Here is a 25529-nt window from a genome sequence, read left to right as displayed (position 1 = left end):
GTTCCGTCGTGTTGGGCTGTCATCCTCGGGCCTGACCCGAGGATCTCGTGGCGGAGGGGTCCTCGGGTCGAGCCCGAGGATGACGGTGCCACGGTGGCGCGGTTGGGTTCAGAGGCTCGAGACCCGCCCGGAATCAAGCCGAAGGCGCCGGGCGAGCGCCGTCCCGCCCCCCGGGGCGGCGCTTTGGTGAGGTTGTGGCTGACTTTGGAGGGAAGAGGACAATCGCACGATAAAGTGCCCCCATCCGGGCGTTGGAGCGCCACCCCGCGGGACGGCGCTCGCCCGGCTTCCGCAGGCGCAAGGCGGGACGGCGCTGGCCCGGCTTCCACGGGGGTGCTCCGGCTCATGTCTTGATCCTCGGGTCGAGCATCGCCTGGGCCACGTCGACCACGATGTTGAAGAGCACGTAGCAGGCGGCGACCACCACCACGCCGCCCTGCACCAGCAGCACGTCGCGCTGGGAGATCGCCGTGACCAGCATTTGCCCGATGCCAGGCCAGTCGAAGACCATTTCGATATAGACCGCGCCGGACACCACGAACCCGGCCTGGATGCCGAGCACAGGGATGATCGAGACCATGGCGGCCTTCAGGGCGTGGCCCATGATCACCCGGCGCTCGCCCACCCCCTTGGCGCGGGCGGTGCGGATGTAGTCCTGCCGCAGCACTTCCAGCATGGCGGAGCGGGAGAGGCGGGCGATGACGCCGGTGGCGACGACGGCGAGCGCGGAGGCGGGGAGGACGAGGTGGTTGAGCAGGTCGCCCAGACCACCGCCGCCGTAGATGAGATACATGCCCGAGACCGGGAACATCCGCAGCTTCAGCGCGAAGAGGATGATGAGGATCATCCCCAGAAAGAAGGAGGGGATCGAGATGCCGATGAGCACGATGAATGTGATCGCCTTGTCGGCCAGCCCATACTGGCGCGCCGCCGAGACCACGCCGGCGAGGATGCCGAGGATCGAGCAGAGCACGAAGGCCACCCCGGCGAGGATGAGGGTGTTGCCGAAGCGGCCCATCACCTCGTCGATCACCGGCTTGTTCTGCGAGAAGCTGCGGCCGAAATCGCCGGTCAGCATGTTGCCGAGCCAGATGAAATACCGCTGCACCAGAGGCTTATCGAGGCCGAGGTCGGCGTTGAGCTTGGCGACGTTCTCGGGCGTGGCATAGGCCCCAAGAATGGCCAGCGCCGGATCGCCGGGGATCATCGCCATGATGAAGAACACCAGCACTGAGACGCCGATGAGCACCGGGATCGCGGCGGCAAGGCGTTTGAGGATGTAGCTTCCCATGACGGGGGTCTCCTGTCTGGCTGGGGCGCGCTTGTCCGTCCTTCGAGACGTCTTCGCGGCGGCGGCTGGAGGGGTGCGGCGGGCCGAGGGGAGGCCCCCCACCGCAGGGGTGCCCTCCGGCCCGAAAGCCGGAGGGCGAACAGTGGTTACTCGTTACTTCTTAACCACCTTCTCGAGCTGGAGCAGGAATGACGGCTCCAGAGAGAAGTTTTCGACACGGTCATTGGTGACGGCGTTCTGTTTCCAGTTGGCGATGAAGACCCATGGCGCATCTTCCTGCACGATGGTCTGCATCTCCTTGTAGAGCGCGGCCCGCTCTTCCTGATCCACCGCCGTGCGGGCGGATTCCAGCAGCTCGTCAACCTTGGGGTTGGAGTAGTAGCCGGAGTTGAAGCCGCCCTTGTCGGGCCATGCGTCGGTGCGCAGGGCGAGGTAGGGGAGCGTGTCGGGATCATTGGTCATCCAGGCCATTTCGGCCATGTCTGCCTTGCCTTCGAGGCCCGGGTTCACGTTGCCGAGGAAGGTGTTCCACTCGTAGGTTTCGATCTTCACGTCGAGCCCCACGGCGGCGAGGTCGGCCTGGATCGCGGTGCCCATGGCGACCGGATCGAGCATGCCGGAGCCGCCTTCGGTGACGTAGAAGGTGAGCGAGGCGCCCTCTGCCCCGGCTTCGGCGAGCAGGGCCTTGGCCTTCTCCGGGTCGTAGGGGTAGGGCGAGAGCTCGTCGTTGTAGGCCCAGGCGAAGGCCGGGGGCGTGGGCCCGGCGGCGACATCGGCGGTGCCTTCGAGCACATCGTTGACGATGGCTTCCTTGTTGATCGCGTAGTTCACGGCCTGACGCACCTTCTTGTCGGCCATCGGGCCTTCCTTGGCGTTCAGGATCAGGAACCAGACGTGGGGGCCGGCCTGCTCGACGACGTTGAACTCGTCACCCTGGAACTGGGAGAGCGCGGTGGGGGGCACTTCGACCATCATGTCGATGCCGCCTGCGATCATCTCGGCGACGCGGGTGTTGGCATCTTCGATCGGGCGGAAGACCACGGCCTGCGCCCCGGCGGGCTCGCCCCAGTAGTCTTCATACTTGTCGATCACCACGGCCTCGTTGGCGCGCCATTCGACGAACTTGAAGGGGCCGGTGCCCACGGGGGCGCGGCCGAAGTCGGCACCGCCTGCCTCGACGGCGGCGGGGGAGACCATGAGGCCGGTGGGATAGGCGAGGTTGGACAGGAAAGGCGCGTAGGGCGCGGAGAGCTTGAACTTCACCGTGGTGTCATCGACCGCCGTGGTCTCTTCGACCGAGGAGAAGAAGAAGGCCAGCGGGAAGGGGCCGGTGTTGTGGAAGGGGTGATCTTCCTTGAGCATCCGGTCGAAGTTGAACTTCACCGCCTCGGCGTTGAAGGGCGTGCCATCGTGGAAGGTGACGCCCGAGCGCAGCTTGAAGGTATATTCGGTGCCGTCCTCGGAGACTTCCCAGCTTTCGGCCAGACCGGGCGCCACTTCGAGCGTGCCGGGTTTGTAGCGGGTGAGGCCCTCGTAGAGGTTCACCAGGATGCGGAAGTCGTTCACCGCGGTCACGGCGGCGGGGTCGAGCGACTTGGGTTCGGCCACCTGGCCGACGATCAGCACGCCTTCGGGGGTTTGCGCTGAGGCGGCCAGCGGCGCGAGCGCAAGCGCGGCCCCGGCTGCGATCACGGCGCGGCGTGTCCAGTTGAAGAGGGTCATTGGAGCATCTCCCTGTGGTTTTTATCACGGCGATTCCCTTGCGGGCGCCGGGTGTTCGTGGAAGAAATTAATCATGATAAATTTGACCGGTCAATTTTTCATGATAAATTTCTTTCCGGAGGGTAAAGGAGCCGCATGACCTTCTCGATTCTTGTGCACGATGCTCAAACAAACGCCATTGCCGGTGCGGCAGCTACCGGAAGCCTCTGCGTGGGCGGTTGGGTTCTGCGGGGGCGATGGGGTGCGGGGATGAGTGCGAGCCAGGGCGCGGCGCCCTCGACGATCTGGGGCGAGTCGGTGCTCGACGAGATGCAGGGCGGTGCGGGTGCGGCGGAGGCTGTGCGCGAGATCACGGGCGCCGATCCGGGGCGCGAGTGGCGCCAGCTTGCGGCGCTGGGCATGGGCGGCGAGGGGGCCTGTTTCACCGGCAATCAGAACACGGCGCTGACGGCGCATCATGTTTTTGCCGGGGGTGTGGCCTCGGGCAACATGCTGGGCAGTAAGGCGGTGCCGGAGGCGATGGCACGGAGCTACCTCGAAGCAGAGGGCAACCTGCCGGAGCGGCTGATGGCCGCGCTGTGGGGCGCGGCGGAGGAGGGCAGCGACAAGCGCGGGCTTCTGTCGGCGGCGCTGCTGGTGTTGCGGTCGGATGCGCCGCCGCTGACGCTGCGGATAGATCACTCGGACACGCCGCTGGAGGCGCTGGGCGATCTGCTGCACCGGGCGACGAGTGGCGATTATGGCGACTGGGCGCGGCAGGTGCCGACCCTTGCGGCGCCCCATCGGGTGCTGGATGCGGAGCTGACCGGAACGCTGGTACCGGAGCCCGAGGAGTGAGCGACTGGGGCGCAAGGGCGGCGGGGCATCTGGAGGCGCTGGCGGCGTTCAGCGCCGAGGGGCCGGGGGTGACGCGCCTGCCCTACGGGCCGCACCATCTGGCGGCGGTGGATTACCTGACAGAGCTGATGCAGGGCGCCGGGCTGGCGGTGCATCTCGACGCGGCGGCCACGCTGGTGGGCCGGGCCGAGGGCGGCGGGGCGGGCACCTTCTATATGGGGAGCCATCAGGATTCGGTGCCTCAGGGCGGTGCGTTTGACGGGATCGCGGGCGTGGTGCTGCCGGTGCTGGCGATGCAGAAGCTGGCCGAGGAGGGGGTGGCGCTGCCCTTCGCGGTGGAGATCCTTGCCTTCGCAGATGAGGAGGGCGTGCGCTTTCCGACGGCGCTGGTGGGAAGTCGGGCGGTGGCGGGCACGGTGGATATTGCGGTGCTCGACATGGTGGACCGCGACGGCGTGAGCTTGCGAGCCGCCCTCGAAGGCTTTGGCTGCGATCCCGAGGGGATACCGGCGCTGGCGCGGGAGCGGGGCAGCGCGCTGGGCTACCTTGAGGCGCATATCGAGCAGGGGCCGGTGCTGGAGGCCGAAGGCGAGGCGCTGGGCGTTGTGACCGGGATCTGCGGGATCGAGCGGCACGCGCTGCGCCTTGTCGGGGAAACCGGCCATGCGGGCACGGTGCCGATGGCGGCGCGCAAGGATGCGCTGGTGGGCGCGGCGCGGGTGATTTCCGAGGTGAACCGGCTGGCGCAGGCGACGCCGGGGCTGCGGGCCACGGTGGGGCAGGTCGACGTACGGCCCGGCGCGGTGAACGCAGTGCCGGGCGAGGTGCGGATGCCGGTGGAGCTGCGCTGCGAGGATGACACGACACGGGAGGAGGCGGGCGAGGCGATTGCCGCCTTTGCCAGCCTCGTGGCCGCCGAGATGGGCCTGAAGCTGGAAGCGCGGCGCACCTACGCGCAGCCCGCCGCGCCCTGCGACACCGCGCTGAGGGCGGCGCTGGTGCAGGCGGTGAAGGCCGGTGGCGGCAGGGGGATGGAGCTGACCTCGGGTGCGACTCATGACGCGAGCGCCATCGCGGACCTCTGCCCAATCTCGATGCTTTTCGTGCGGTGCCGGGGTGGAGTTAGCCACCGACCGGACGAATTTGCCGCCCCGGCGGACCTTGGCGCGGGGGTTTCCGCCATTGCGGAGACCTTACGCCGCGTTGCCGATGCCTAAAAATCGGGCAATTTCCGCGCGATACCTGCGTTTGCGTCATTTCGCTTTGTAAAGCCTTCTGGGACGTGGATAATCGTCCCAATGACAACAACATTCGATGAGATGTGGGGGAAGGAAGAGCGGCTGAGGTCGCCCTACTCCCAATTCGGTCAGTGGTTCGAGGGCGAAGACCCGGCGCGCCTGCGGGCCAAGCAACGCGAAGCGGAAGAAGTCTTCCGCCTCACTGGCATCACCTTCAACGTCTACGGGCAGGCGGCCGCCGAGGAACGGCTGATTCCCTTCGACATCGTGCCGAGAATCATCAGCGGCGCCGAATGGAAGAAGCTGACCCGGGGGATCGAGCAGCGGGTGCGTGCGATCAACGCCTTCCTGCACGATATCTACCACCGCCAGGAGATCGTCCGGGCCGGGCGGCTGCCGGTGGAGATGATCAAGAACAACGAGGCCTACCTGCCCGAGATGATCGGCGTCACGCCGCCGGGCGGGGTCTATACCCATATTGTCGGCATCGACCTGGTCCGCACCGGGGATGACGACTTTTACGTGCTGGAGGACAACGCCCGCACGCCGAGTGGTGTGAGCTACATGCTCGAAAACCGCGAGACCATGTACAAGATGTTCCCCGAGCTGTTTGCGCAGACCAAGGTGCAGCCGGTGAGCCAGTATCCGCGCTCGCTGCTGCGCTCGCTCTCGGCCTGCGCCCCGGCCTGCGCCGGAGAGACGCCGACCGTGGCCGTGCTGACGCCGGGGAGCTACAACAGCGCCTATTTCGAGCACGCCTTTCTGGCCGACCAGATGGGCGTGGAGCTGGTGGAAGGCTCCGACCTGCGGGTTGTGGATGGCCGCGTGGCGATGCGCACGACGCTGGGCTACAAGCCGATCGACGTGATCTATCGCCGGATCGACGACGCCTTCATCGACCCTCTCAGCTTCAACCCCGAGAGCGCGCTGGGCGTGCCGGGGATCATGGATGTCTACCGGGCCGGCAACGTGGCGATTGCCAATGCGCCGGGCACCGGGATTGCCGACGACAAGGCGATCTACAGCTACATGCCCGAGATCGTGGAGTTCTACACCGGCGAGAAGGCGATCTTGCAGAACGTGCCGACCTGGCGCTGCAACGACCCCGAGAGCCTGAAGTACGTGCTCGACAACCTTCCCGAGCTGGTCGTCAAGGAAGTGCATGGCTCGGGCGGCTACGGGATGCTGATCGGGCCGACCGCCTCCAAGAAGGAGATCGCGGAGTTCCGCAAGAAGCTGGAGTCGCGCCCGGGCAACTACATTGCCCAGCCGACGCTCAGCCTGTCGACCGTGCCGATCTTGACCAAGGCGGGCCTTGCCCCGCGCCATGTGGACCTGCGCCCCTTCGTGCTGGTGAGCCCGGAGGGGGTGAACATCACCCCTGGCGGGCTGACGCGGGTGGCTCTGAAGAAGGGATCGCTGGTGGTGAACTCCAGCCAGGGCGGAGGCACCAAGGACACCTGGGTGCTGGAGGACTAGGCGATGCTGGGAAAGACCGCAGGCGGCCTGTTCTGGATGTATCGTTACCTTGAACGCGCCGAGAACATCACCCGGATGGTGGAGACCGGCCAGCGCATTGCGCTGACCCGGAACCAAGATAACGACGACGAATGGGCCAGCGTGTTGCAGACGGCCTCGGTGGATCTCGGCTACTTCGAGAAGCACGACGAGCTGACCAAGGAAGCGGTCATCGACTGGATGCTGCGCGACCGCGACAACCCCTCCTCGGTGCTGAGCGCGGTGGAAGCGGCCCGCAGCAATGCCCGGCAGGTGCGCACCGCCCTGACCGATGAGGTCTGGGAAGCCATGAACATGTGCTGGATGCGCCTCAAGGAGGTGCTGAAGCGCAAGGTCAACGAGCGCGACCTGCCCCATGTGCTGGGCGCCGTCCGCCAGCGCACCGCGCTGGTGCGGGGCACGACCCATGGCACGCTGCTGCGCAACGACATCTACGATTTCGCCCGGATCGGCACTTTCCTCGAGCGGGCCGACAACACCGGGCGCATTCTCGACGTCAAATACTACGTGCTGCTGCCCGCCGCTGCCGCCGTGGGCTCGCGGCTGGACAACGTGCAGTGGGAGACCATCCTGCGCTCGGTCAGCGGCGAGAGCGGCATTCGGATGGTCTATGGCCACAACCCGACCCCGCGGGAGATTGCGGCCTTCCTGATCCTCGACGGGCGGATGCCCCGCTCGCTCTACTTCTGCGCCAAGAAGTTGCAGGACAATCTCAGCTACCTGGCCCATGACTACGGCACCACCGCCACCAGCCACGACTTGGCCGTGCAGCTTGGCAAACGACTGAAGGAACACAGCATCGACGAGATCTTCGACACCGGGCTGCACGAGTTCATCCAGGAGATCATCGTTGCCTTGGGAGACCTCAGTCGTCAGATTGAAGTGGACTTCCGGTTTTATGAATAGGCCCCCGGCATGCGCCTGAAAATCGCACACGAAACCCGCTACAGCTTTTCGGAGCCTGTGCGCTACGGGTTGCAGCAGATGCGCAAGCTGCCGAAATCCTATCGAAACCAACGGGTTTTGAGTTGGGAGACCTCGGTGATCGGCGGCAAGAAAGAGCTGCAATACGAGGACCAGCACCGCAACACGGTGGAGCTTGTCAGCATCTCCCCCGGCGAGACCGAGCTGCTGTTGCGCAGCGAGGGCGAGGTGGAGGTGGAGGAGAACAACGGCGTGATCGGCCCGCATCAGAGCCTGACGCCGCTGTGGCTGTTCGACCGGCAGACCCCGCAGACCAAGCCCGGCCCGCTGGTGCGCGAACTCGCGCGCAGCATTTCGGACCGCGACGGGCTGGACCAGTTGCACACGCTGATGTCTGCGGTGGGCAAGGCGGTGGTCTATACGACGGGCTCCTCGCAGTCCGACTGGAGCGCCGAGAAGGTGCTGGATGCGGGCAAGGGCGTGTGCTCGGACCAGACCCATGTGTTCATCTCCGCCGCCCGCCATCTGGGCCATCCGTCGCGCTATGTGTCGGGTTACCTGATGCTGGATGACGCGGTGAGCCAGGATGCCATGCACGGCTGGGCCGAGGTGCATGTGGAGGCGCTGGGCTGGGTCGGGTTCGATGTGAGCAACGACATGTCTCCCGACACACGCTATGTTCGCGTTGCGACAGGGCTGGACTATGCCGGTGCCGCACCGGTAACTGGTACGCGCACGGGCGGCGAGGAGGAGTCTCTCTCCGTTGCCATCGAGGTTGCGCAACAGATGAGCCAGAGCCAAGAACAGTAAAATGACCTATTGCGTCGGAATGAAGCTCGATCGCGGCCTCGTGTTCATGTCGGACACGCGCACCAACGCGGGTGTCGATAACATCAGTGTTTTCAAGAAGATGCACTCGTGGGAGCAGCCGGGCGACCGGGTGATCACGCTGATGAGCGCGGGCAACCTTGCCACGACGCAGGCGGTGGTTTCGATCCTCGAGGAGCGCACCAAGGCGCCGGGCGAGCGCAGCCCCTCGCTGTTGGAAGCGCCCAGCATGTTTCAGGTTGCGCGGATGGTGGCGAAGGTCCTGAAGGACGTGATTGCCGAGCATGAGCAGGCCGGGCAGCAGGCGAGCGCCTTCGGGGCCACGCTCATTCTGGGCGGGCAGATTGCCGATTCCGCGCCACGGCTGTTCCTGATCTACCCGGAAGGCAACTTCATCGAGGCGGGCGACGACACGCCGTTCTTCCAGATTGGCGAAACCAAGTATGGCCGCCCGATCCTGGTGCGGGCCTACCGCCCGGAAATGTCCTTTGCCGAGGCGGTGAAGCTGTTGATGGTGAGTTTCGATTCCACCGTGAAGGCCAACCTGACCGTCGGCCTGCCGCTGGACCTCCAGTTCTACGAGGAGGGCAGCCTGGTGCAGGGTATGCAGAAGCGGATCGAAGCGAGCGACCCGGATTTCCAGCGCATCAGCAACGGCTGGGGCGAGGCCCTGACCGCCGCGCTCGACAGCCTGCCGGATATCGAGATCTGACGGCTGGTGGGTTTCACCCACCCTACAGCCTGCCGCAACTGCTTGGAGTGGCGGGAATAAGGCGGTAAGCAGGGGAGAAAGACCCGTTGAAAGGCCCGCTCCGTTGAACCAGGACGCCCCCAAGCCCATCCCGCCGCGCCGCCCGCTGACCCTGAGGGACGTTTCGGAGGCCAGCGGCGTCAGCGAAATGACGGTGAGCCGGGTGTTGCGCAACCGGGGCGATGTGAGCCAGGCCACGCGGGAGCGGGTGCTGGCGGCCGCCAAGCGGCTGGGATACGTGCCCAACAAGATCGCCGGCGCGTTGGCGAGCAGCCGGGTGAACCTTGTGGCGGTGGTCATTCCGTCGCTCTCCAACATGGTCTTCCCCGAGGTGCTGACGGGCATTGGCGCGGTGCTGGATGACACCGATTTGCAGCCCGTCGTGGGCGTGACCCATTACAAGCCCGAGCGCGCCGAGAAGGTGCTGTACGAGATGCTCTCATGGCGGCCCAGCGGCGTGATCGTGGCCGGGCTGGAGCACACCGATGCGGCCCGCGCGATGCTGGCGAATGCGGGCTGCCCGGTGGTTGAGATCATGGATGTGGACGGCGAGCCGATCGATTCCATGGTGGGAATTTCCCACCGCCGCGCGGGGCGGATGATGGCCGAGGCGATCGCGGGCGCGGGCTATCGGAACATCGGGTTTGCGGGCACCAAGATGCCGCTGGACCACCGGGCGCGGAAGCGCTTCGAGGGGTTCACCACCGCCCTCGCCCGTGCCGGGCTGGAGGTGCGGGACCGCGAGTTTTATGCGGGCGGCTCGGGCCTTGCCAAGGGCCGGGAGATGACGGCGACCATGCTCAAGCGCAGCCCGGAGCTGGATTTCATCTATTATTCCAATGACATGATCGGTGCGGGCGGGATGCTGCATTGCCTGACCTCGGGCATCGACATTCCCAACGAGCTGGGGCTTGCCGGGTTCAACGCGCTGGAGATGCTGGCCGCCTTCCCGCAGAAGCTGGCCACAATGGACGCCTGCCGCCGCGAGATCGGTGAGGCGGCCGCCAAGATCATTGCCGAGCGCACGGCGAGCGGCGATCTGGCGGGTGAGGGCGGCGGCACGGTGACGGAGCTCGAGCCGGTGCTGGCGCTGGGCGACACGCTGAAGCGGGGCTGAGGACATGAGCGCGCCGCAGGTTTCGGTGGTGATCCCTATGATGAACGAGGCGGAGAACGTCGCGCCGCTGATCGGGCGGATCGTGGCGGCCTGTGGGGATGTTGCCTTCGAGGTTGTGGCCGTGAATGACGGCTCAACCGATGGCACCGGCGAGGAACTGCTCAAGCTGGCGCGGGCCGATGGGCGCGTGCGGGTGTTGCAGCACCCGAGGCCTGCCGGGCAGAGCGCCGCCGTGCATTCGGGCGTGAAGGCCGCCCGCGCCCCGATCTGTGTGACCCTGGACGGCGACGGGCAGAACCCGCCCGAGGAGCTGCCGAACCTCTATGGCCCGCTGATGGCCGACACCACGGGCAGGCTCGGCCTTGTGGCCGGGCAGCGGGTGGACCGGCAGGACACCGCCAGCAAGCGCTGGGCGAGCAAGGCAGCCAATGGGCTGCGCGCCCGCATCCTGAAGGACGGCACGCGCGACACCGGCTGCGGGCTCAAGGGCTTTCGGCGGGATGCCTTTCTTGGTTTGCCTTTCTTCAACCACATGCACCGCTACCTGCCCGCGCTGATGCGGCGGGACGGCTGGGAGGTGGCGCATGTGGATGTGACCCATGCCGAACGCGCGGCGGGCAAGAGCAAGTACAACAACCTTGGCCGCGCCCTCGTGGGGATTTACGACCTGATCGGCGTGGCCTGGCTGATCCGGCGGCGGAAGACCGAGGCGCCGACCGAGGTGACGCCCGATGTTTGAGTGGCTCTTTGCGGTGCTCCATGTCGAGACCTGGGTCGAATTCTGGTGGGTCATCATCGGGCTGGGCGGGCAGTTGATGTTCACCGCCCGGTTTCTGGTGCAGTGGATCGCCAGCGAGCGGGCGCGGGCCTCGGTGGTGCCGCTGGCCTTCTGGTACTTCTCGATCGGCGGCGGGGTGATCCTGCTGGCCTATGCGCTCTATCGGAAAGACCCGGTGTTCGTGCTGGGGCAGGCGATGGGGCTCGGTATCTACCTGCGCAATCTCTACCTGATTCATGTCAGCAAGCGCGAAGCCTGAGCGCCCCTGGTTCGGCACTGCCTTTGCGGTGGTGGCGGCGCTGGTGATCTTTCGCCTTGCGCTGCTGCCGCTGGCGCGGGCCGAGGTGTTTGTGGACGAGGCGCAATACTGGCTCTGGGGGCAGGAGCTGGCCTTTGGCTACTATTCAAAGCCGCCGATGATCGGCTGGCTGCTGCGCGCCGTGACCGAGCTGGCGGGGAGCGACAGCGCCTTCTGGCTCCGGGCGCCTGCGGTGCTGCTGCATGGCGTGACGGCGCTGCTGCTGGCCGGGCTGGCCAACGAGCTGGCCGACAGGCGCACGGCGATCCTCGTGGCGGCGAGCTATATCACCTTGCCGCTGGTGGCGGTGGGCAGCTTTCTGATCAGCACCGACACGGTGATGTTCCCCTTCCTTGCAGGCGCGCTCTGGGCCTGGGTGCGGGTGATCCGCGAGCAGAGCCGGGGGGCGGCGCTGCTGGCCGGCGCGCTGGTGGGGTTGGCGGTGATGAGCAAATACGCCGGGCTCTACTACGTGCTTTGCGCGGGACTGGCGGCGGTGTTCGTGCCGGGCGCGAGGGTGCGCTGGAGCGATGCGGGGCTGGCGCTGGGGGCGCTGCTGGTGGTGATTTCGCCAAACATCATCTGGAACATCCAGAACGGGCTTTCGACCCTTGAGCACACGATGGACAACGCCGACTGGGTGCGCGACCCCGGCGCAAGGGCCAGGTTGAACTGGGCGGCGCTGGGGGAGTTCGCGGGCAGCCAGTTCGTGGTGTTCGGGCCGGTGCTGCTGGTGGGCCTGCTGTGGTCGGCGGTGAAGAGGCGCAGCGCGATGCTGCTGTGGTTTGCCCTGCCGATCCTCCTGCTGGTCTGCGGGCAGGCGCTGCTGTCGAAGGCCTATGCCAACTGGGCGGCGGCGGCCTACCTCGCGGGCACCATTGCCGCCGTCATCACGGTGCGGGGCTGGGGCCGCTGGGCGATGGGGGCGAGCCTTGCGCTGGGCGCGGGGTTTGCCGTGGTGCTGGTGCTGGCCACGGTCTTTGCGCCCGTGCTGCGACTGGGCGACGGGCCGCTGCTGATGGAGCGCTACCTTGGGCGGATCGCGATGAGCGCGACCATCGCGGCGCGGGCCGAGGCCGAGGGCGTGACGGTCGTGGTGGCCGATGACCGCGATGTGCTGGCCGACCTGTTCTACCGCATCCGGGGCCGGAGCGTGGCGGGCAAGATCATGGGGCTGGAGGCCTATGCCCGGCCCGAGCGGGGCCGCCCGCCGAACCACTACGTGCAGAGCCATGCCTTTGCCGGCAGCCCCGGCGATGTGCTCTATGTCAGCCGAAGCGCTGCGCCGCCGGCCTGCGAGGGGGCGGTGGCACTGGCGCCGATCGCCCCCGGCGAAGGCGCGTTTCGGCGCAGGCCGCAGACTGTCTGGCGGGTGCCGGGCGATTGTTGGAAAGAAGGAGCCAGACCATGACGCGCACCGCTCTCGTGACCGGCTCGGCCGGGTTCATCGGCTCGCATGTCGCCCGCCGCCTGCTGGATGACGGCTTCAGGGTGATCGGGCTGGATGCGATGACCGATTACTACGACGTGAGCCTCAAGCAGCGCCGCCACCAGCGGCTGATGCAGAGCGAGGGCTTCAGCGCCGTGGAGGCGCGGCTGGAGGAGCCGGGGCGGCTGGAGGCGCTGCTGGAAGAGCACGCGCCGGATGTGGTGATCCACCTCGCGGCGCAGGCGGGCGTGCGCTACTCGATCGACGCGCCCGAGAGCTACGTGGAGGCCAACCTGATCGGCACCTTCCGCCTGCTGGAGGCCGCCCGCGCCCATCCGCCCGCCCATATGCTGATGGCCTCGACCTCGAGCGTTTACGGTGCCAACGAGAAGATGCCCTATGCCGAGACCGACCGGGTGGCGCATCAGATGAGCTTCTATGCCGCCACAAAGGCCGCGAACGAGGCGATGGCGCACAGCTATGCCCATCTCTACGACCTGCCTGTCACCATGTTCCGGTTCTTCACCGTCTATGGCCCCTGGGGCCGGCCGGACATGGCGCTGTTCAAGTTCGTGAAGGCGATCCGGGCGGGGGAGCCGATCGACGTGTACAACCACGGCCGGATGCGCCGGGATTTCACCTATATCGACGATCTGGTCGAGGGCATCCGCAGGCTGGTGGATGTGCCGCCCGAGCGCGGTGCCCCGGTGGGCGAGGCCGACAGCCTGTCGCCCGTCGCGCCGTGGCGGGTGGTGAACATCGGCAATGCCGCGCCGGTGGAGCTGGGCACCTTCATCGAGGCGATCGAGGCCGCTCTTGGCGCGCGGGCCGAGAAGAACATGATGGAGATGCAGCCGGGCGATGTGCCGGCCACATGGGCCGATACCGCCCTGCTGACGGCGCTTGTGGGCGAGCTGCCCCAGACCTCGCTGGAAGAGGGCGTGGGGGCCTTCGTGGCGTGGTATGACCGGCACTACACCTAGGCCCTTGCCGGAGAGCCCCACAGCACAGCGCCCGCCGGGGTGATCGGGCGGGCGCGGGGCAGTTGGCTCGGGCGGCGGGGCGTGCCTAGCCGGCGAAATTCTGTGCGATGAAGAGCGACCCGCAGGCACGGCCCTTCGGGTCCAGCGCGACGGCGGAGGCGGCGATCTTGTACTTGCGGCCGAGGATGTTGACCCGGTGGTCGGGCGAGTTCATCCAGAGGCCCACGGTGTAGCGCGCGACCGAGGCATAGCTGTGCCGCCCGATGGGCTGGCCCGCGGGGGTGGCGAAGGCGCAGGCGGCGGCGTCGACGATCCTGTAGCCGGTGCGGCCCTCGACCTTGTAGAGCGCCACGCGGGCGATGTTTTCGGAGCCGCGGCGGATACGCAGGCCCGACGACAGGATCCGCGCCTTCACGGTGGCCCGGCCCGGGCGGGTGGAGTGGTGGCTGAGGGTGCCGGAGGCGGCCATCCAGCGGGCGTGATCCAGCGCGGGGGCGCGCAGGGCCGGTGCACCGGAGAGGGCGGACAGCCCGTTGCGGCAGCGCTGGTGGTTCACTTCGGAGGCGATGGCGGCGTCCAGCAGGGGCTGGTCCAGCCGCGCGGGATTGATCGTTGCCTCGGCCCCCGGCACCGCGGCGCGGGTGCAGGCGTTGGCTGCGGTTGACAGGCTCGCCACCGTCATCATGGCTCCGAGAGCCAGGCGAATTGCCTTCTGCATCAGTTACCTCAAGCGTCCGGCCCCCACCATCAGCTCAACTGTCGAAACAAACCCCCCGATCTGGCCAGAATAAGGCGCGATTGGGGAAACACCGTTGCACAGGTTGCTTTTGCCCGCCGCTCCCGCCATTCAGGGGGCGGGCACAACCGCTAGACTGAAGGATGGGCGGACCATGAAAATCGCGATGATCGGTACGGGCTATGTGGGCCTTGTCTCTGGCGTATGCTTCTCGGATTTCGGGCATGAGGTTGTCTGCGTCGACAAGAACCCCGAGAAGGTGGCCAAGCTGAACGCGGGCGAAGTGCCGATCTACGAGCCTGGTCTCGACGTGCTGATGGCCAAGAACGTGGCCGCCGGTCGCCTGAGCTTCACCGAGGAGCTGGCCCCCGCCGTGGCGGGCGCCGATGCGGTGTTCATCGCAGTGGGCACCCCGACACGCCGGGGCGATGGCCATGCCGACCTGAGCTATGTCTTTGCCGCCGCCGAGGAGATTGCCCAGTCGCTCGACGGCTTCACCGTGGTTGTCACCAAGTCGACGGTGCCCGTGGGCACCAACCGCAAGGTCTATGAGATCATCGCCAAGACCTGCGAGGAAGGCAGCTTTGATGTGGCCTCCAACCCCGAGTTTCTCCGCGAGGGCGCCGCGATCGACGATTTCATGCGCCCCGACCGCGTGGTTGTGGGCGTGGAGACGCCGCAGGCCAAGGCGGTGATGGGCGACATCTACCGCCCGCTGTTCCTGCGCGATTTCCCGATTGTCTACACCGACCTCGAGAGCGCCGAGACGATCAAATACGCCGCCAACGCCTTTCTAGCCACCAAGATCACCTTCATCAACGAGATCGCCATGCTCTGCGAGCGCGTCGGGGCCGACATCAAGGCGGTGAGCCGGGGGATGGGCCTGGATGGCCGGATCGGCAACAAGTTTCTGCATGCGGGCCCCGGCTATGGCGGCTCCTGCTTTCCGAAGGACACCAAGGCGCTGGCCCGGATCGGGCAGGACATTGCCGTGCCGCTCCAGATCACCGAGACGGTCATTGCCGTGAACGAGGAGATGAAGCGGCGGATGATCGAGAAGCTGCGCGACCTCTGCGACGGCTCCTTCAACGGCAAGAAGATCGCCGTGCTCGGCGTGACATTCAAGCCCAACACCGACGACATGCGCGAGGCCCCGAGCCTCACCATCGTGCCGGCGCTGGTGGGCGGCGGGGCCGAGGTGCGGGTGGTCGATCCGCAGGGCCGGCGCGAGGGCGAGGCGCTGCTGCCCGGGGTGATCTGGGAGGATGACCCCTACGTTGCCGCCGATGGTGCCGATGCGCTGGTGCTCCTGACCGAGTGGAACGAGTTCCGCGCCCTCGATCTCGAGCGGGTGGCCAAGGACATGCGCAGCGCGAAGATGGCCGACCTGCGCAACATCTACTCGGCCGAGGATGCCGGGGCTGCCGGGTTTGACAGCTACATCTGCGTGGGCCGTCCTGATGCGCTCGGGCTTTCCGGCACGCCAGCCGTCGCGGCGGCCGGCTGACGCGGCGGCGCGCGGGCGGTGGTGGTCAAGCGGATCTTCGATCTGACGCTGGCCACCCTGCTGCTGATTCCGGGCCTGCCGCTGATGGGCGTGCTGTGGTGCGTCGTGGCGCTGCGCGACGGTCGGCCGGCGCTTTACACCTCGGAGCGGATGAAGGCTCCGGGCCTGCCCTTCGATCTCTACAAGTTCCGCACCATGGCGACGGGCGCGGCCCGCAGGGAAACCGGCGTTTCGGGCGGTGACAAGGCGGGGCGGATCACGCCGCTCGGGCATCGGCTGCGCCGGTTGCGCCTCGACGAGCTGCCGCAGCTGTTCAACGTGCTGCGCGGCGACATGAGCTTTGTCGGCCCGCGCCCGCCGATGCGGCAATACGTCGAGCAGTTTCCGGCGGTCTATGCGGAGGTGCTGAAGAGCCGCCCCGGGATCACCGGGCTGGCGACGATCCTGCATCACAGCCACGAGGAAATGCTGCTGAAGGCCTGCCGGACGGCGGCGGAGACCGAGGAGGTCTATACCCGGCGCTGCGTGCCGCGGAAGGCGCGTCTCGACAGGCTCTATACCCGCCGCCAGAGCCTCGGGCTCGACCTCTACATTCTCTACCTGACCGCCGGAAAGCTGATGCCGCTGCCCGGCGCGCGGCTGAACCGTCTGCGGGCAAAGGCGGCGCGGATCTGAAAGTCGGCTGACAAACCGCATTGTGGTTAATCCTCTGTAGAGACTCGGGTTGTAGGGTGCCTGTCAGACGCGCCGTGCGGGTGCTCGAGGTCGACTGCCCGCAAGCGCCGCGATGGAGAGCATGATGCCGGATCGGAGCCAGAGATGAGATTGGTGATTACCGGCGCCCTCGGGTTCATCGGGCAGAACCTGGCGCATTTCCTGCGCCGCTCGGGCCATCCGGCCACGCTGGTGGGGATCGACCGCTACCGCGACGGGCCGGCGGCCGAGCGGGCGGTGTTCGACCACTTCCACAGCGGGTGCTTTGCCTCCGACGAGGGGCTGGCGCTGGCGGCCAGTGGCGATGCGGTGGTGCACCTTGCGGCCCAGGCCTCGGTGCGCGAGAGCATGATCGACCCGATCGGCACCTTCGAGACCAATGCCGCCCAGTCCCTGCGCCTGATCGACTACCTGCGTCGCCACGCGCCCGACACCCACTTTGTGTTTGCCTCCACCGGCGCCGTCTCGCAGGACGCCGGGCCGATGGACGAGAGCGCAAGGCCCAACCCGGCCTCGCCCTACGGAGCCTCGAAGCTCTGCGCCGAGGCGATGCTGCGGGCCTATGCCAGCGCCTGGGGGCTTGCCGCGGTGTCGCTGCGGTTTTCCAACGTCTACGGCCCGCATTCACGGCGACAGGGCGGGGTGATTCCGCAGTTTTGCCGCCAGGTGCTGGAAGGCAGCTGCCTGCGGATCAACGGCGACGGGCGGCAGACCCGCGATTACATCTATGTCGACGATGTTTCGCGCGCGATTGCTGCAGCGATCGAGGCCCGTGCCGAAGGGCTGTTTCAGCTTGGCACCGGGGTGCGGACCTCGGTGATGGAGGTGGCGGAGATCTTTCGCACGCTCGCCCCGGGGCGGATGCCCGAGGTGGTGCACGGCCCGGCGCTTGCCGGCGAGATCCGCAACAACCTTGCCAATATCGCCCACGCCCGCGCCGAGCTGGGCTTTGTGCCACAGCACAGCTTGCAGGACGGCATTGCCCGCACCCTCGCGTGGTATCAATCGGAGCTGGTGGGATGAGGGCGGAGGGTTTGCACGGATGAAACTTCTGGTGTTCGGAGAAACCGGACAGGTCGCAAGAGAGCTGGCAGCGCTGGTGCGCGATGACCGCAGGATCGAGACGGTGCCCCGCAGCCGCGCCGACCTTGCCCGCAGCGGTGAGGCGGCGGAGGTGGTCGCCCGATGCGACGCAGATGCCGTGATCAACGCCGCCGCCTACACCGCCGTGGACCGGGCCGAGGAGGAAGAGGCGCTGGCGCTTCGGGTCAACGGCGCGGCGCCGGGAGAGATTGCCGAGGCCTGCGCGGCCCGGGGGCTGCCGCTGGTGCACATTTCCTCTGACTACGTGTTCGACGGCAGCGGCATGGCGGCGCGCGCGCCGGGCGCCGCAGTGGCTCCGCTCGGTGCCTATGGCCGCAGCAAGCTGGCCGGCGAGGAGGCGGTTCGCGCGGCGGGCGGGGCCCATGCCATCCTGCGCACCTCCTGGGTGTTTTCGGCCCATGGCACCAACTTCGTGAAGACCATGCTGCGCCTCGGGGCAGAGCGCGCGCGGTTGTCGGTTGTCGATGACCAGCACGGCGGCCCGACGGCGGCGGCGGATATTGCAGCGGCCTGCGTGGCCATCGCTGCGGCCCTTCGGGGCGACCCCGCGAAGACGGGCACCTACCACTTTTCCGGCAGCCCCGACGTGAGCTGGGCCGGTTTCGCCGAGGAGATCTTTGCGCGGGCCGGTTTGCCCTGCGAGGTCGAGCGCATCCCCGGCAGCAGCTACCCGACCCCGGCGCAACGCCCGCTGAACTCGCGGCTCGACTGTACCGAAACGCAGGCCCGCTTCGGGCTGGCCCGCCCTAACTGGCGCCCGGCCCTCTCCCGCGTGCTCGGGAAGTTGGGTGCCGTCAAGCTTGGGAAAACCGCGCCAGGCGGCATGCCGGAGCGCGCCGGAACGAGGGAGCGCGCCACGCCATGAAGATCGAAAACATCCCCCTGCCCGGCGTCGTCGTCATCACCCCGCGCCGCTTTGGCGACCATCGCGGCTTCTTTGCCGAAACCTACTCGCGGCCTAAGCTGGCTGAGGCCGGGATCGACACGGTTTTCGTGCAGGACAACCATTCGCTCTCCCGCAGCGCGCCAACCCTGCGGGGGCTGCACTTTCAGGCCCCGCCCCGGGCGCAGGACAAGCTGGTGCGCTGCGGCCGCGGTGCCCTGTTCGACGTGGCGGTCGATATCCGCCGGGGCAGCCCGACCTATGGCAAGTGGTTCGGCGTGGAGCTGACCGAGGAGAACGGCGTGCAGCTGTTTTTGCCCGCCGGCTTTGCCCATGGCTTCGTGACCCGGGTGCCCGACACCGAGATCATCTACAAATGCTCCGACACCTACGCCCCCGAAACCGAGGGCGCGCTGGCCTGGAACGACCCGGATATCGGCATCGACTGGGGCCTCGGCGGTGCCGCGCCCGTGCTCTCGGACAAGGACGCCGCCGCCCCGCCGCTCGTCGGGTTCGAAAGCCCCTTTGCATGGGAGGGCGGAGCATGAAGCTGCTGGTGACGGGCGGCGCGGGGTTCATCGGCTCGGCGGTGGTGCGACGGGCCATTGCCGATGGGCACGAGGTGGTGAACCTCGATGCGCTGACCTATGCGGCCTGCCTCGCCAACCTCGCCAGCGTGGCAGATGACCCGTGCTACAGCTTCGTGAAGGCCGACATCCGCGACCGCGCCGCGCTCGACGCGGCGCTCGCCCGGCACCGGCCGGATGCGATCATGCACCTCGCCGCCGAAAGCCACGTCGACCGCTCCATCGACGGGCCCGCCAGCTTCATCGAGACCAATGTGCTCGGCACCTTCCACCTGCTCGAAGCCGCCCGCGCCTACTGGCAGGCCGAGGGGCAGCCCGAGGGCTTCCGGTTTCATCACGTCAGCACCGATGAGGTCTTCGGCTCGCTCGGCGCGGAAGGCCAGTTCACCGAGGCCACGCCTTACGACCCGCGCAGCCCCTACAGCGCCTCCAAGGCCAGCTCCGACCACCTCGTGCGCGCCTGGCACGAAACCTACGGCCTGCCCGTGGTGATGACCAATTGTTCCAACAATTACGGGCCTTTCCACTTCCCCGAAAAGCTGGTGCCGGTGGTGATCCTGAATGCGCTGGAGGGCCGGCCGATCCCGGTTTACGGGCGCGGCGAGAACGTGCGCGACTGGCTCTACGTCGAAGATCACGCCGACGCCCTGCTGGCGGTGATCCGGCGCGGCGCGCCGGGCCGGAGCTACAACATTGGCGGCGAAAACGAGGCCTGCAACATCGACCTCGTGCGGATGATCTGCGCCCTGCTCGACGAGGCCCGCCCGGCACCGAGCCCGCGCGAAGAGCTCATCACCTTCGTCGCCGACCGGCCCGGCCACGACCTGCGCTATGCGATCGACCCGAGCCGCATCGCCACCGAGCTGGGCTGGCGCCCGAGCGTGACACTGGAAGAAGGGCTGCGGCGCACCGTGGCCTGGTTTCTCGACAATGAACCCTGGTGGCAGGCGCTGCGCGACCGCGCCGGCCTGGGCCAGCGGCTGGGTTTATCCGCCTGAGGAGGCACCGATGACGGAACGCAAGGGCATCATTCTGGCCGGGGGCACCGGCTCGCGGCTCTATCCGATCACCATCGGCGTCTCCAAGCAGCTCCTGCCGATCTACGACAAGCCGATGATCTACTACCCGATCTCGGTGCTGATGCTGTCGGGCATCCGCGAGATTGCGGTGATCACCACGCCGGAGGACGCCGGGCAGTTCCGGCGGCTGCTGGGCGACGGCAGCCAGTGGGGCCTGACCTTCACCTACATCGCCCAGCCCTCGCCGGACGGATTGGCGCAGGCCTTCATCCTGGCCGAGGATTTTCTGGCCGGGGCCGCCTCGGCGCTGGTGCTGGGCGACAACATCTTTTTCGGCCACGCCCTGCCCACCATGCTCGCCAGCGCCGACAGCAAGCCCTCCGGCGGCACTGTCTTCGGCTACCGGGTGGCGGACCCGGAGCGCTACGGGGTGGTGGATTTCGACGCGGCGGGCAAGGTTCGGGCGATCATCGAGAAACCCGCGCAGCCGCCCTCCAACTACGCCGTGACCGGGCTGTACTTTGTCGACGGCACCGCCCCCGAACGCGCCCGGCGGGTGCAGCCCTCGGCCCGGGGCGAGCTGGAGATCACCTCGCTGCTGGAAAGCTACCTTGCGGATGGCGACCTCGACGTGGAGCTGATGGGACGCGGCTATGCCTGGCTCGACACCGGCACCCACGGCAGCCTGCTCGACGCGGGAAATTTCGTGCGCACGCTGGAGGTGCGGCAGGGGCTGCAGACCGGCTCGCTGGAGGAGATCGCCTTCAGCAAGGGCTGGATCACCCGGGAAACCCTGATCTGCCGGGCAGAGATGTTCGCCAAGAACGACTACGGCACCTACCTGAGCGCACTGCTGCCCTGACCCGGGCGGAAGGCGGGCCGCGCGGCGCCTGCCTGCCTTGGCCGTGACTTCGGCGGTCAGCAGAATTAACCGGGATTTCATGGCTTTCTGGCAGAAGCGGGTGGAGCGCCATCGGGGCTGGTTCGATGCGGTGACGGAGGGGCGTTCTCTCGCCCTCGGGGCCGCCTTGGGCTCGGAGGCATGATGCCGATCGCAAGCGGGGCAGACCATGTTGCAGGTGACACCGGATTCTCAGAACGGCGCGCTGGGCTATGCGGCCTCTCACCCGTCGCCGCCTGTCACCGTGCTGATGGCGGTGCATCGCGGAGCACCCCATCTGCAGGACCAGCTCGACAGTCTCGCCGGCCAGCAGCACCCAAACTGGCGCCTTGTCGCCAGCATCGACGGCGCCGACGACGGCTGCGCGGAGATTCTCGACCGCCACCCCGCGCGCGACCGGATCCGCCGGATCACCGGGCCGGGGCAGGGCTCGGCGGCGAATTTTCTGCACCTGATGCGGCAGGTCGCGCCGGGGGCCTATTGGGCGTTTTCGGATCAGGACGACGTCTGGCTGCCGCACAAGCTGGCGCGCGCGATTGCCGAGCTCGAGACGGTGAGCTGGAACCGGCCGGCGATGTATCACAGCCGTAGCCTTGTCACCGATCAGGCGCTCGAAAACCGCCGGATCTCGCCCGCCCGCCCGAAGCCGCCGAGCTTTGCCAATGCGGTGGTCCAGAACATCGCGGGCGGCAATACGATCGTGCTCAACCCCGCGGCCACCCGGCTTGCCCAGTCGGCGGCGCGGCACGTGGGGGAGGTGCCGGTGCATGACTGGTGGCTCTACCAGCTCATCACCGGCGCGGGCGGCATCGTGCTGCATGATGACGCGCCGGGCCTGCTCTATCGCCAGCACGGTGCCAACCTGATCGGCGCGAATGACGGCATGAGGGCGCGTGCGCGACGGCTGAACATGGTGCTCGACGGCACCTATCGCCGCTGGATGGAAACCAACCTGAAGGCGATGGCGGCCTGTGCGCCCCATTTCACCCCGGAGAACCGGCGACTGCTGCGCCGCCTCGGCTCGGCCCGCCGCCAGCCGCTGGCGGTGCGGATGAAGATGCTGCGCGAGCTGGGTATTCACCGGCAGACGCAGTTTGCCAGCTCGCTGATGTGGCTTTCGGTCGTGCTCGGGCGGTTCTGAGCCCGCGCTGCGCGGATCAGGCGGCGCCCTTGGCCGCCTCGGGCGCGGCGGCGGGTTGGGGCAGGCGGTTGTCGTAGCCGAATTCTTCCAGCAGGGCGGCGTTGTGATGCTCGAACACCGCCTCGATCCAGGCCACGCGATCTTCGGTACGGCCGCTGTCGGGCTGGCTGGGCAGATGCAGTGCGGCCTTCACCGCCTCGACGATCCGGCGGCCCGGCACATCGCCCGCGGCGATCATGGCGGCGATGCGGTCGCAGTCTTCGGTGCGTAGCGAGGGGTTGGTGAGATGGCGCGGCACCTCCCAATCGAGCGGCACCGGCCCGAGCATGGGCTCGACCGTGGCGCGGATGGCGCGATGGCTTGCGAGGGTGAACCCGGCGCCGGGCAGCACCTCGCGCCAGGCCCGCATCCAGCCGCGCGGGTTCATCTGGCGGGAGCGGGAGACCACGAACTGCTGGAAACTCTTGCCGCCATAGCCCGCACCGGCCGCGATATAGGTGCGGAAGTGCTGTTTCATCATCTGCGAGTAGTCACCGAAGATATACTCGCTGAACGGCCGGACGAAGGCGACGATCTGCACCTCGGCCCCCAGTTCCGCCACCGCCCTGGCAAAAGGACGGGCCTTGCTGCCGAGCGAGATCAGGTCTTCGAAGGAGAGGGCGAGCCGGTCGTGGGGGCCGAAGAGCGCGGCGAGACGCTCTGCCCGCGCGGTTTCGATGCCCGCGGCGTTGCCGGGGTGGCCGGTGCCGTCGTGGGGATAGGCGATGCCCGCATCTGCCAACGCCGCCTGATTGCGCAGGAGCACCTGTTGCAGGTAGGTCGAGCCGCATTTGTGCATTCCGATATGCAAAAGGATCGAGCGGGTCATGCTGCGCTGGCCTCCGTTGCCAAGAGCGGGCGCAGCTCGGCGGAGAGCCGTTCGAGCAGCGCGTCCATGGAAAGGCCGAGCACCGAGAGGTCGATCTCGCGCATCGGCTGGGGAACCGGGCCGGCCGACCATGCGCGCGCGAGCGCCTCGGCCAGGGCCTCAGGGGTGGGGGCGGCAGAGAGGATGGCGGGCGACAGGCGCCCCAGATCCTTGCCGCCAAAGCTGTTGGTGACGACCCGCACCCCGGAGGCCGCCATTTCGATCGGCGGGTGGCTGGGGTGGGGCGAATACATCAGGGACAGGCCCAGATCGACGCCGAGGAGGAAGGCCGGATAGGCCTCCCACGGGAGCTTGCCCCGGCTAGTCAGCCGCGCCCCGGTGGAAAACTCGACCGGCTCGTGCTGGAGCCCGACCGAGACCAGCTCGATCTCCTTGCGACCCAGCCCCTCGGCCTGAAGGAACCGCTCCAGCGCCTCCACGGCCATGGGGAACATGTTGCGCTCGACCTCGGGCCGCCCGTAGAGCGCCAGCCGGCGCGGGCCGCTGCGCGGCGCGCGCGCCCCGGCGGAGTAGCGCGACACCTCGATGGAGGGGCGGAAGGCGAGGGCCTGGGGAGAGCAGAGCCCGAGGGCGGCGAAGTGATCACGCAGGAGGGTGGTGTTGAAGATCGGGGTGTAATCCATCGCGTAGCTGGCGGCGGCATCGGCATAGACCGTGCCCCAGGGATAGAAGTTGGGCTCGAAATCCTGGATCAGGTAGAGAAACCGGCTGTGGTGCATGGGCTGCGCCCGGATCAGCCGTTGTGCCACATGGGCCGTCCACCAGGCGGTGGCGAGGAACACGTCGCCGGGGTGATGGGAGATGCCGGGGCCGTCCGGGCCGGCATGGTCGCCGGTGATGCCGCAGTGCAGGGAGATCCGCGCCGCCGCCCCGGCCTGCGCCGCGCCGGCGCGATTGTCGACGAACTCGCGGGAGGCGGCGGGGTTGGCCATGGGCAGGTCGGTGGCGATCATCCGGACGCGGTGCCCGCGTGCGGCAAGGCCGATGCCGATGTCGATCGCGGTGGCGATTCCGGCGAAGGCCTCGGAGGGGTTGAGGGTAGGGACCAGCAGCACGAGCGCCGGTTCGGCGGCGTCGAGCCGCGGGGTCCAGGAGGGGCGCTTGCGGGCGTCGATGTATTCGACGGCGGGGCGGATACGCTGGCTGGCGGGGGGCTCGGGAGCAAGGGCAAGCTCCTGCTGCACGACGTTGCCGGCGGAATCGAGCGCGGGCGGGGCGAGGCCGGGGGAGAGCGAGAACAGCCGGGTATCGAAGCGGGCGAGCGCCGCGAGCAGGCCGGGGCCGAGGGCCTCGCGGAGCGACCATGCGAGGCGCCCGGCGGTGATGGTGAAGTGGCTTGCGGCGATCCGGGCAAGATCGGGATGGCCTACGAGCAGGAGGCGCAGCGCGTCGGCCAGGTGGGGCAGGCCGAGCCCGCGCCGCCTGAGGTAGGGCCGCAGCGGCTCGGTATCGGAGGCGCCGGGCTGGAGCAGGGTGCCGATCACCGCCTCGGACATGCGGGCCTGCACGCAGCGGGCGAGGTAGCGGGCGAGGGCGTAGCTGGTGGCCTTGCGGCGGAACCAGTGGTGGAGCGCCTTGCGTGACATCCGCGGCAGGCGCCACCCGCCGGCGCGGTCGACGGCGCCCACGGCATTGCCCCCGTGCTGGCGATAATCCACCAGCGCCTCGTCGATCCGCGCCACCCGCCCGGTGGCCTCGGCCAGAAGGCCGAGCCAGAGGTCGTGATAGAAGTGCACCCCGGCCTGCCCCGGGAAGGGCAGCGAGATCTGCGCCAGTTCGCGGCGGAACAACATGGTCATGCCGGTGACGGTGTTTCGGTAGAGCAAGCCGCGCAGCCCCGGAGCCTTGCGCCGCCGTTCGAGGGCAAAGAGCGAGGGGTGCAGCACCTTGCCCTCTGCATCCACCACACGGGCGTTGGAATGCACGAGGCTCACCGCCGGATCGGCCAGAAGCGCGGCCCCGCGGGCAATGCGGGTGGGGTGCCAGATGTCATCCTGATCGGCCAGCGCGATGAGGCTGCCGGGCGCGATCAGCGGCACCACGGCGGCCAGACCGGCGGCAAAGGCGCGGGGCGCATCGAGCCCCTGTTCGGGCACCACAAGCTCACAGGGCAGCCCGTGCCCTGCCGCCACCTGCTCCACCAGCGGCCCCGACTCGAGGTCGGCTATGACGCAGAGCAGCAGGGTGGGCCGCAGGCTTTGCCGTGCAAGGCTGGCAACCTGCGCCTCGAGCTGCGCCGGGTCGGGGCGGAACACCGCCATAACAACCGCCACCCTGGGCGGCGCCTGCGCCGAA

24 protein-coding genes are annotated in these 25529 nt (G+C 68.0%); 19 read left to right on the top strand and 5 right to left on the bottom strand.

Features of this window, described 5'->3' with window-relative positions; all coding sequences use genetic code 11:
- Positions 1 to 343: 343 nt before the first annotated feature.
- A complete protein-coding gene (locus GTH22_RS15380) occupies positions 344 to 1291 on the bottom strand; it encodes an ABC transporter permease (RefSeq protein ID WP_252946398.1) in 948 nt (315 codons plus the stop codon).
- Positions 1292 to 1444: 153 nt separating this feature from the next.
- Positions 1445 to 3013 carry an ABC transporter substrate-binding protein gene (locus GTH22_RS15375; RefSeq protein WP_252946397.1) on the bottom strand — a complete coding sequence of 523 codons (1569 nt, stop codon included), beginning with the start codon at positions 3011 to 3013 and terminating at the stop codon, positions 1445 to 1447.
- 135 nt (positions 3014 to 3148) lie between these two features.
- Here GTH22_RS15375 and GTH22_RS15370 point away from each other — a divergent pair, with 135 nt between their 5' ends.
- The 11 genes from GTH22_RS15370 (at position 3149) to GTH22_RS15320 (ending at position 13714) form a co-directional block, all read left to right on the top strand.
- On the top strand, positions 3149 to 3850 hold the full coding sequence (locus tag GTH22_RS15370) for a DUF1028 domain-containing protein (protein WP_252946396.1): 702 nt from the start codon (positions 3149 to 3151) through the stop codon (positions 3848 to 3850).
- Positions 3847 to 5067 carry a hydantoinase/carbamoylase family amidase gene (locus tag GTH22_RS15365; protein ID WP_252946395.1) on the top strand — a complete coding sequence of 407 codons (1221 nt, stop codon included), beginning with the start codon at positions 3847 to 3849 and terminating at the stop codon, positions 5065 to 5067. Before GTH22_RS15370 ends, GTH22_RS15365 begins: the two co-directional genes overlap by 4 nt.
- An 81-nt stretch (positions 5068 to 5148) precedes the next feature.
- On the top strand, positions 5149 to 6567 hold the full coding sequence (locus GTH22_RS15360; protein WP_252946394.1) for a circularly permuted type 2 ATP-grasp protein: 1419 nt from the start codon (positions 5149 to 5151) through the stop codon (positions 6565 to 6567).
- A gap of 3 nt (positions 6568 to 6570) precedes the next feature.
- Entirely contained in the window at positions 6571 to 7512 is a 942-nt protein-coding gene (locus tag GTH22_RS15355; protein WP_252946393.1) for an alpha-E domain-containing protein, read from the top strand.
- A gap of 9 nt (positions 7513 to 7521) precedes the next feature.
- The gene (locus GTH22_RS15350; protein ID WP_252946392.1) at positions 7522 to 8340 is read left to right on the top strand and encodes a transglutaminase family protein; all 819 of its coding nucleotides are present in this window, start codon (positions 7522 to 7524) and stop codon (positions 8338 to 8340) included.
- 1 nt (position 8341) lies between these two features.
- Entirely contained in the window at positions 8342 to 9070 is a 729-nt protein-coding gene (locus GTH22_RS15345; protein ID WP_252946391.1) for a proteasome-type protease, read from the top strand.
- A 103-nt stretch (positions 9071 to 9173) separates the two neighbouring features.
- Positions 9174 to 10226, top strand: coding sequence for a LacI family DNA-binding transcriptional regulator (locus GTH22_RS15340; protein WP_252946390.1), 1053 nt, complete (start codon positions 9174 to 9176; stop codon positions 10224 to 10226).
- A 4-nt stretch (positions 10227 to 10230) separates the two neighbouring features.
- Complete coding sequence (locus GTH22_RS15335; RefSeq protein WP_252946389.1) at positions 10231 to 10965, top strand: glycosyltransferase family 2 protein; 735 nt, start codon at positions 10231 to 10233, stop codon at positions 10963 to 10965.
- Positions 10958 to 11263 (top strand): lipid-A-disaccharide synthase N-terminal domain-containing protein, encoded by a 306-nt coding sequence (locus GTH22_RS15330; RefSeq protein ID WP_252946388.1) that lies wholly within the window; start codon positions 10958 to 10960, stop codon positions 11261 to 11263. The genes GTH22_RS15335 and GTH22_RS15330 overlap by 8 nt, the downstream gene beginning before the upstream one ends.
- Positions 11241 to 12713, top strand: a complete 1473-nt coding sequence (locus GTH22_RS15325; protein WP_252946387.1) for a glycosyltransferase family 39 protein — start codon at positions 11241 to 11243, stop codon at positions 12711 to 12713. The genes GTH22_RS15330 and GTH22_RS15325 overlap by 23 nt, the downstream gene beginning before the upstream one ends.
- A complete protein-coding gene (locus tag GTH22_RS15320; protein ID WP_252946386.1) occupies positions 12710 to 13714 on the top strand; it encodes an NAD-dependent epimerase/dehydratase family protein in 1005 nt (334 codons plus the stop codon). The genes GTH22_RS15325 and GTH22_RS15320 overlap by 4 nt, the downstream gene beginning before the upstream one ends.
- 85 nt (positions 13715 to 13799) lie before the next feature.
- Here GTH22_RS15320 and GTH22_RS15315 read toward each other — a convergent pair whose 3' ends face one another.
- Positions 13800 to 14432, bottom strand: a complete 633-nt coding sequence (locus GTH22_RS15315) for a CAP domain-containing protein (protein ID WP_252946385.1) — start codon at positions 14430 to 14432, stop codon at positions 13800 to 13802.
- 172 nt (positions 14433 to 14604) lie between these two features.
- On the opposite strand from GTH22_RS15315, the gene GTH22_RS15310 reads away from it, so the two are divergent.
- The 8 genes from GTH22_RS15310 (at position 14605) to GTH22_RS15275 (ending at position 22306) form a co-directional block, all read left to right on the top strand.
- On the top strand, positions 14605 to 15957 hold the full coding sequence (locus tag GTH22_RS15310) for a UDP-glucose/GDP-mannose dehydrogenase family protein (protein ID WP_252946384.1): 1353 nt from the start codon (positions 14605 to 14607) through the stop codon (positions 15955 to 15957).
- A gap of 21 nt (positions 15958 to 15978) precedes the next feature.
- A complete protein-coding gene (locus tag GTH22_RS15305; RefSeq protein ID WP_252946383.1) occupies positions 15979 to 16632 on the top strand; it encodes a sugar transferase in 654 nt (217 codons plus the stop codon).
- A 144-nt stretch (positions 16633 to 16776) separates the two neighbouring features.
- Positions 16777 to 17694, top strand: coding sequence for an NAD(P)-dependent oxidoreductase (locus GTH22_RS15300; protein ID WP_252946382.1), 918 nt, complete (start codon positions 16777 to 16779; stop codon positions 17692 to 17694).
- Positions 17695 to 17713: 19 nt separating this feature from the next.
- On the top strand, positions 17714 to 18640 hold the full coding sequence (gene rfbD, locus GTH22_RS15295) for a dTDP-4-dehydrorhamnose reductase (protein ID WP_252946381.1): 927 nt from the start codon (positions 17714 to 17716) through the stop codon (positions 18638 to 18640).
- On the top strand, positions 18637 to 19206 hold the full coding sequence (rfbC, locus tag GTH22_RS15290) for a dTDP-4-dehydrorhamnose 3,5-epimerase (protein WP_252946380.1): 570 nt from the start codon (positions 18637 to 18639) through the stop codon (positions 19204 to 19206). Before rfbD ends, rfbC begins: the two co-directional genes overlap by 4 nt.
- A complete protein-coding gene (rfbB, locus tag GTH22_RS15285) occupies positions 19203 to 20243 on the top strand; it encodes a dTDP-glucose 4,6-dehydratase (RefSeq protein ID WP_252946379.1) in 1041 nt (346 codons plus the stop codon). Before rfbC ends, rfbB begins: the two co-directional genes overlap by 4 nt.
- A gap of 10 nt (positions 20244 to 20253) precedes the next feature.
- Positions 20254 to 21126, top strand: coding sequence for a glucose-1-phosphate thymidylyltransferase RfbA (rfbA, locus tag GTH22_RS15280; RefSeq protein WP_252946378.1), 873 nt, complete (start codon positions 20254 to 20256; stop codon positions 21124 to 21126).
- Positions 21127 to 21343: 217 nt separating this feature from the next.
- Entirely contained in the window at positions 21344 to 22306 is a 963-nt protein-coding gene (locus GTH22_RS15275) for a glycosyltransferase (RefSeq protein ID WP_252946377.1), read from the top strand.
- Positions 22307 to 22322: 16 nt separating this feature from the next.
- Here the strand turns inward: GTH22_RS15275 and GTH22_RS15270 are convergent, their stop codons facing one another.
- Both GTH22_RS15270 and GTH22_RS15265 read right to left on the bottom strand, forming a co-directional pair.
- Positions 22323 to 23174, bottom strand: coding sequence for a hypothetical protein (locus tag GTH22_RS15270; protein ID WP_252946376.1), 852 nt, complete (start codon positions 23172 to 23174; stop codon positions 22323 to 22325).
- Positions 23171 to 25507, bottom strand: a complete 2337-nt coding sequence (locus tag GTH22_RS15265; protein ID WP_252946375.1) for a glycosyltransferase — start codon at positions 25505 to 25507, stop codon at positions 23171 to 23173. Before GTH22_RS15265 ends, GTH22_RS15270 begins: the two co-directional genes overlap by 4 nt.
- Positions 25508 to 25529 lie beyond the last annotated feature (22 nt).

It is taken from the genome of Oceanicola sp. 502str15 (assembly GCF_024105635.1).
In the GTDB taxonomy this organism is placed as follows: domain Bacteria; phylum Pseudomonadota; class Alphaproteobacteria; order Rhodobacterales; family Rhodobacteraceae; genus Vannielia.
This window is presented reverse-complemented; position numbering and strand designations above follow the sequence as displayed.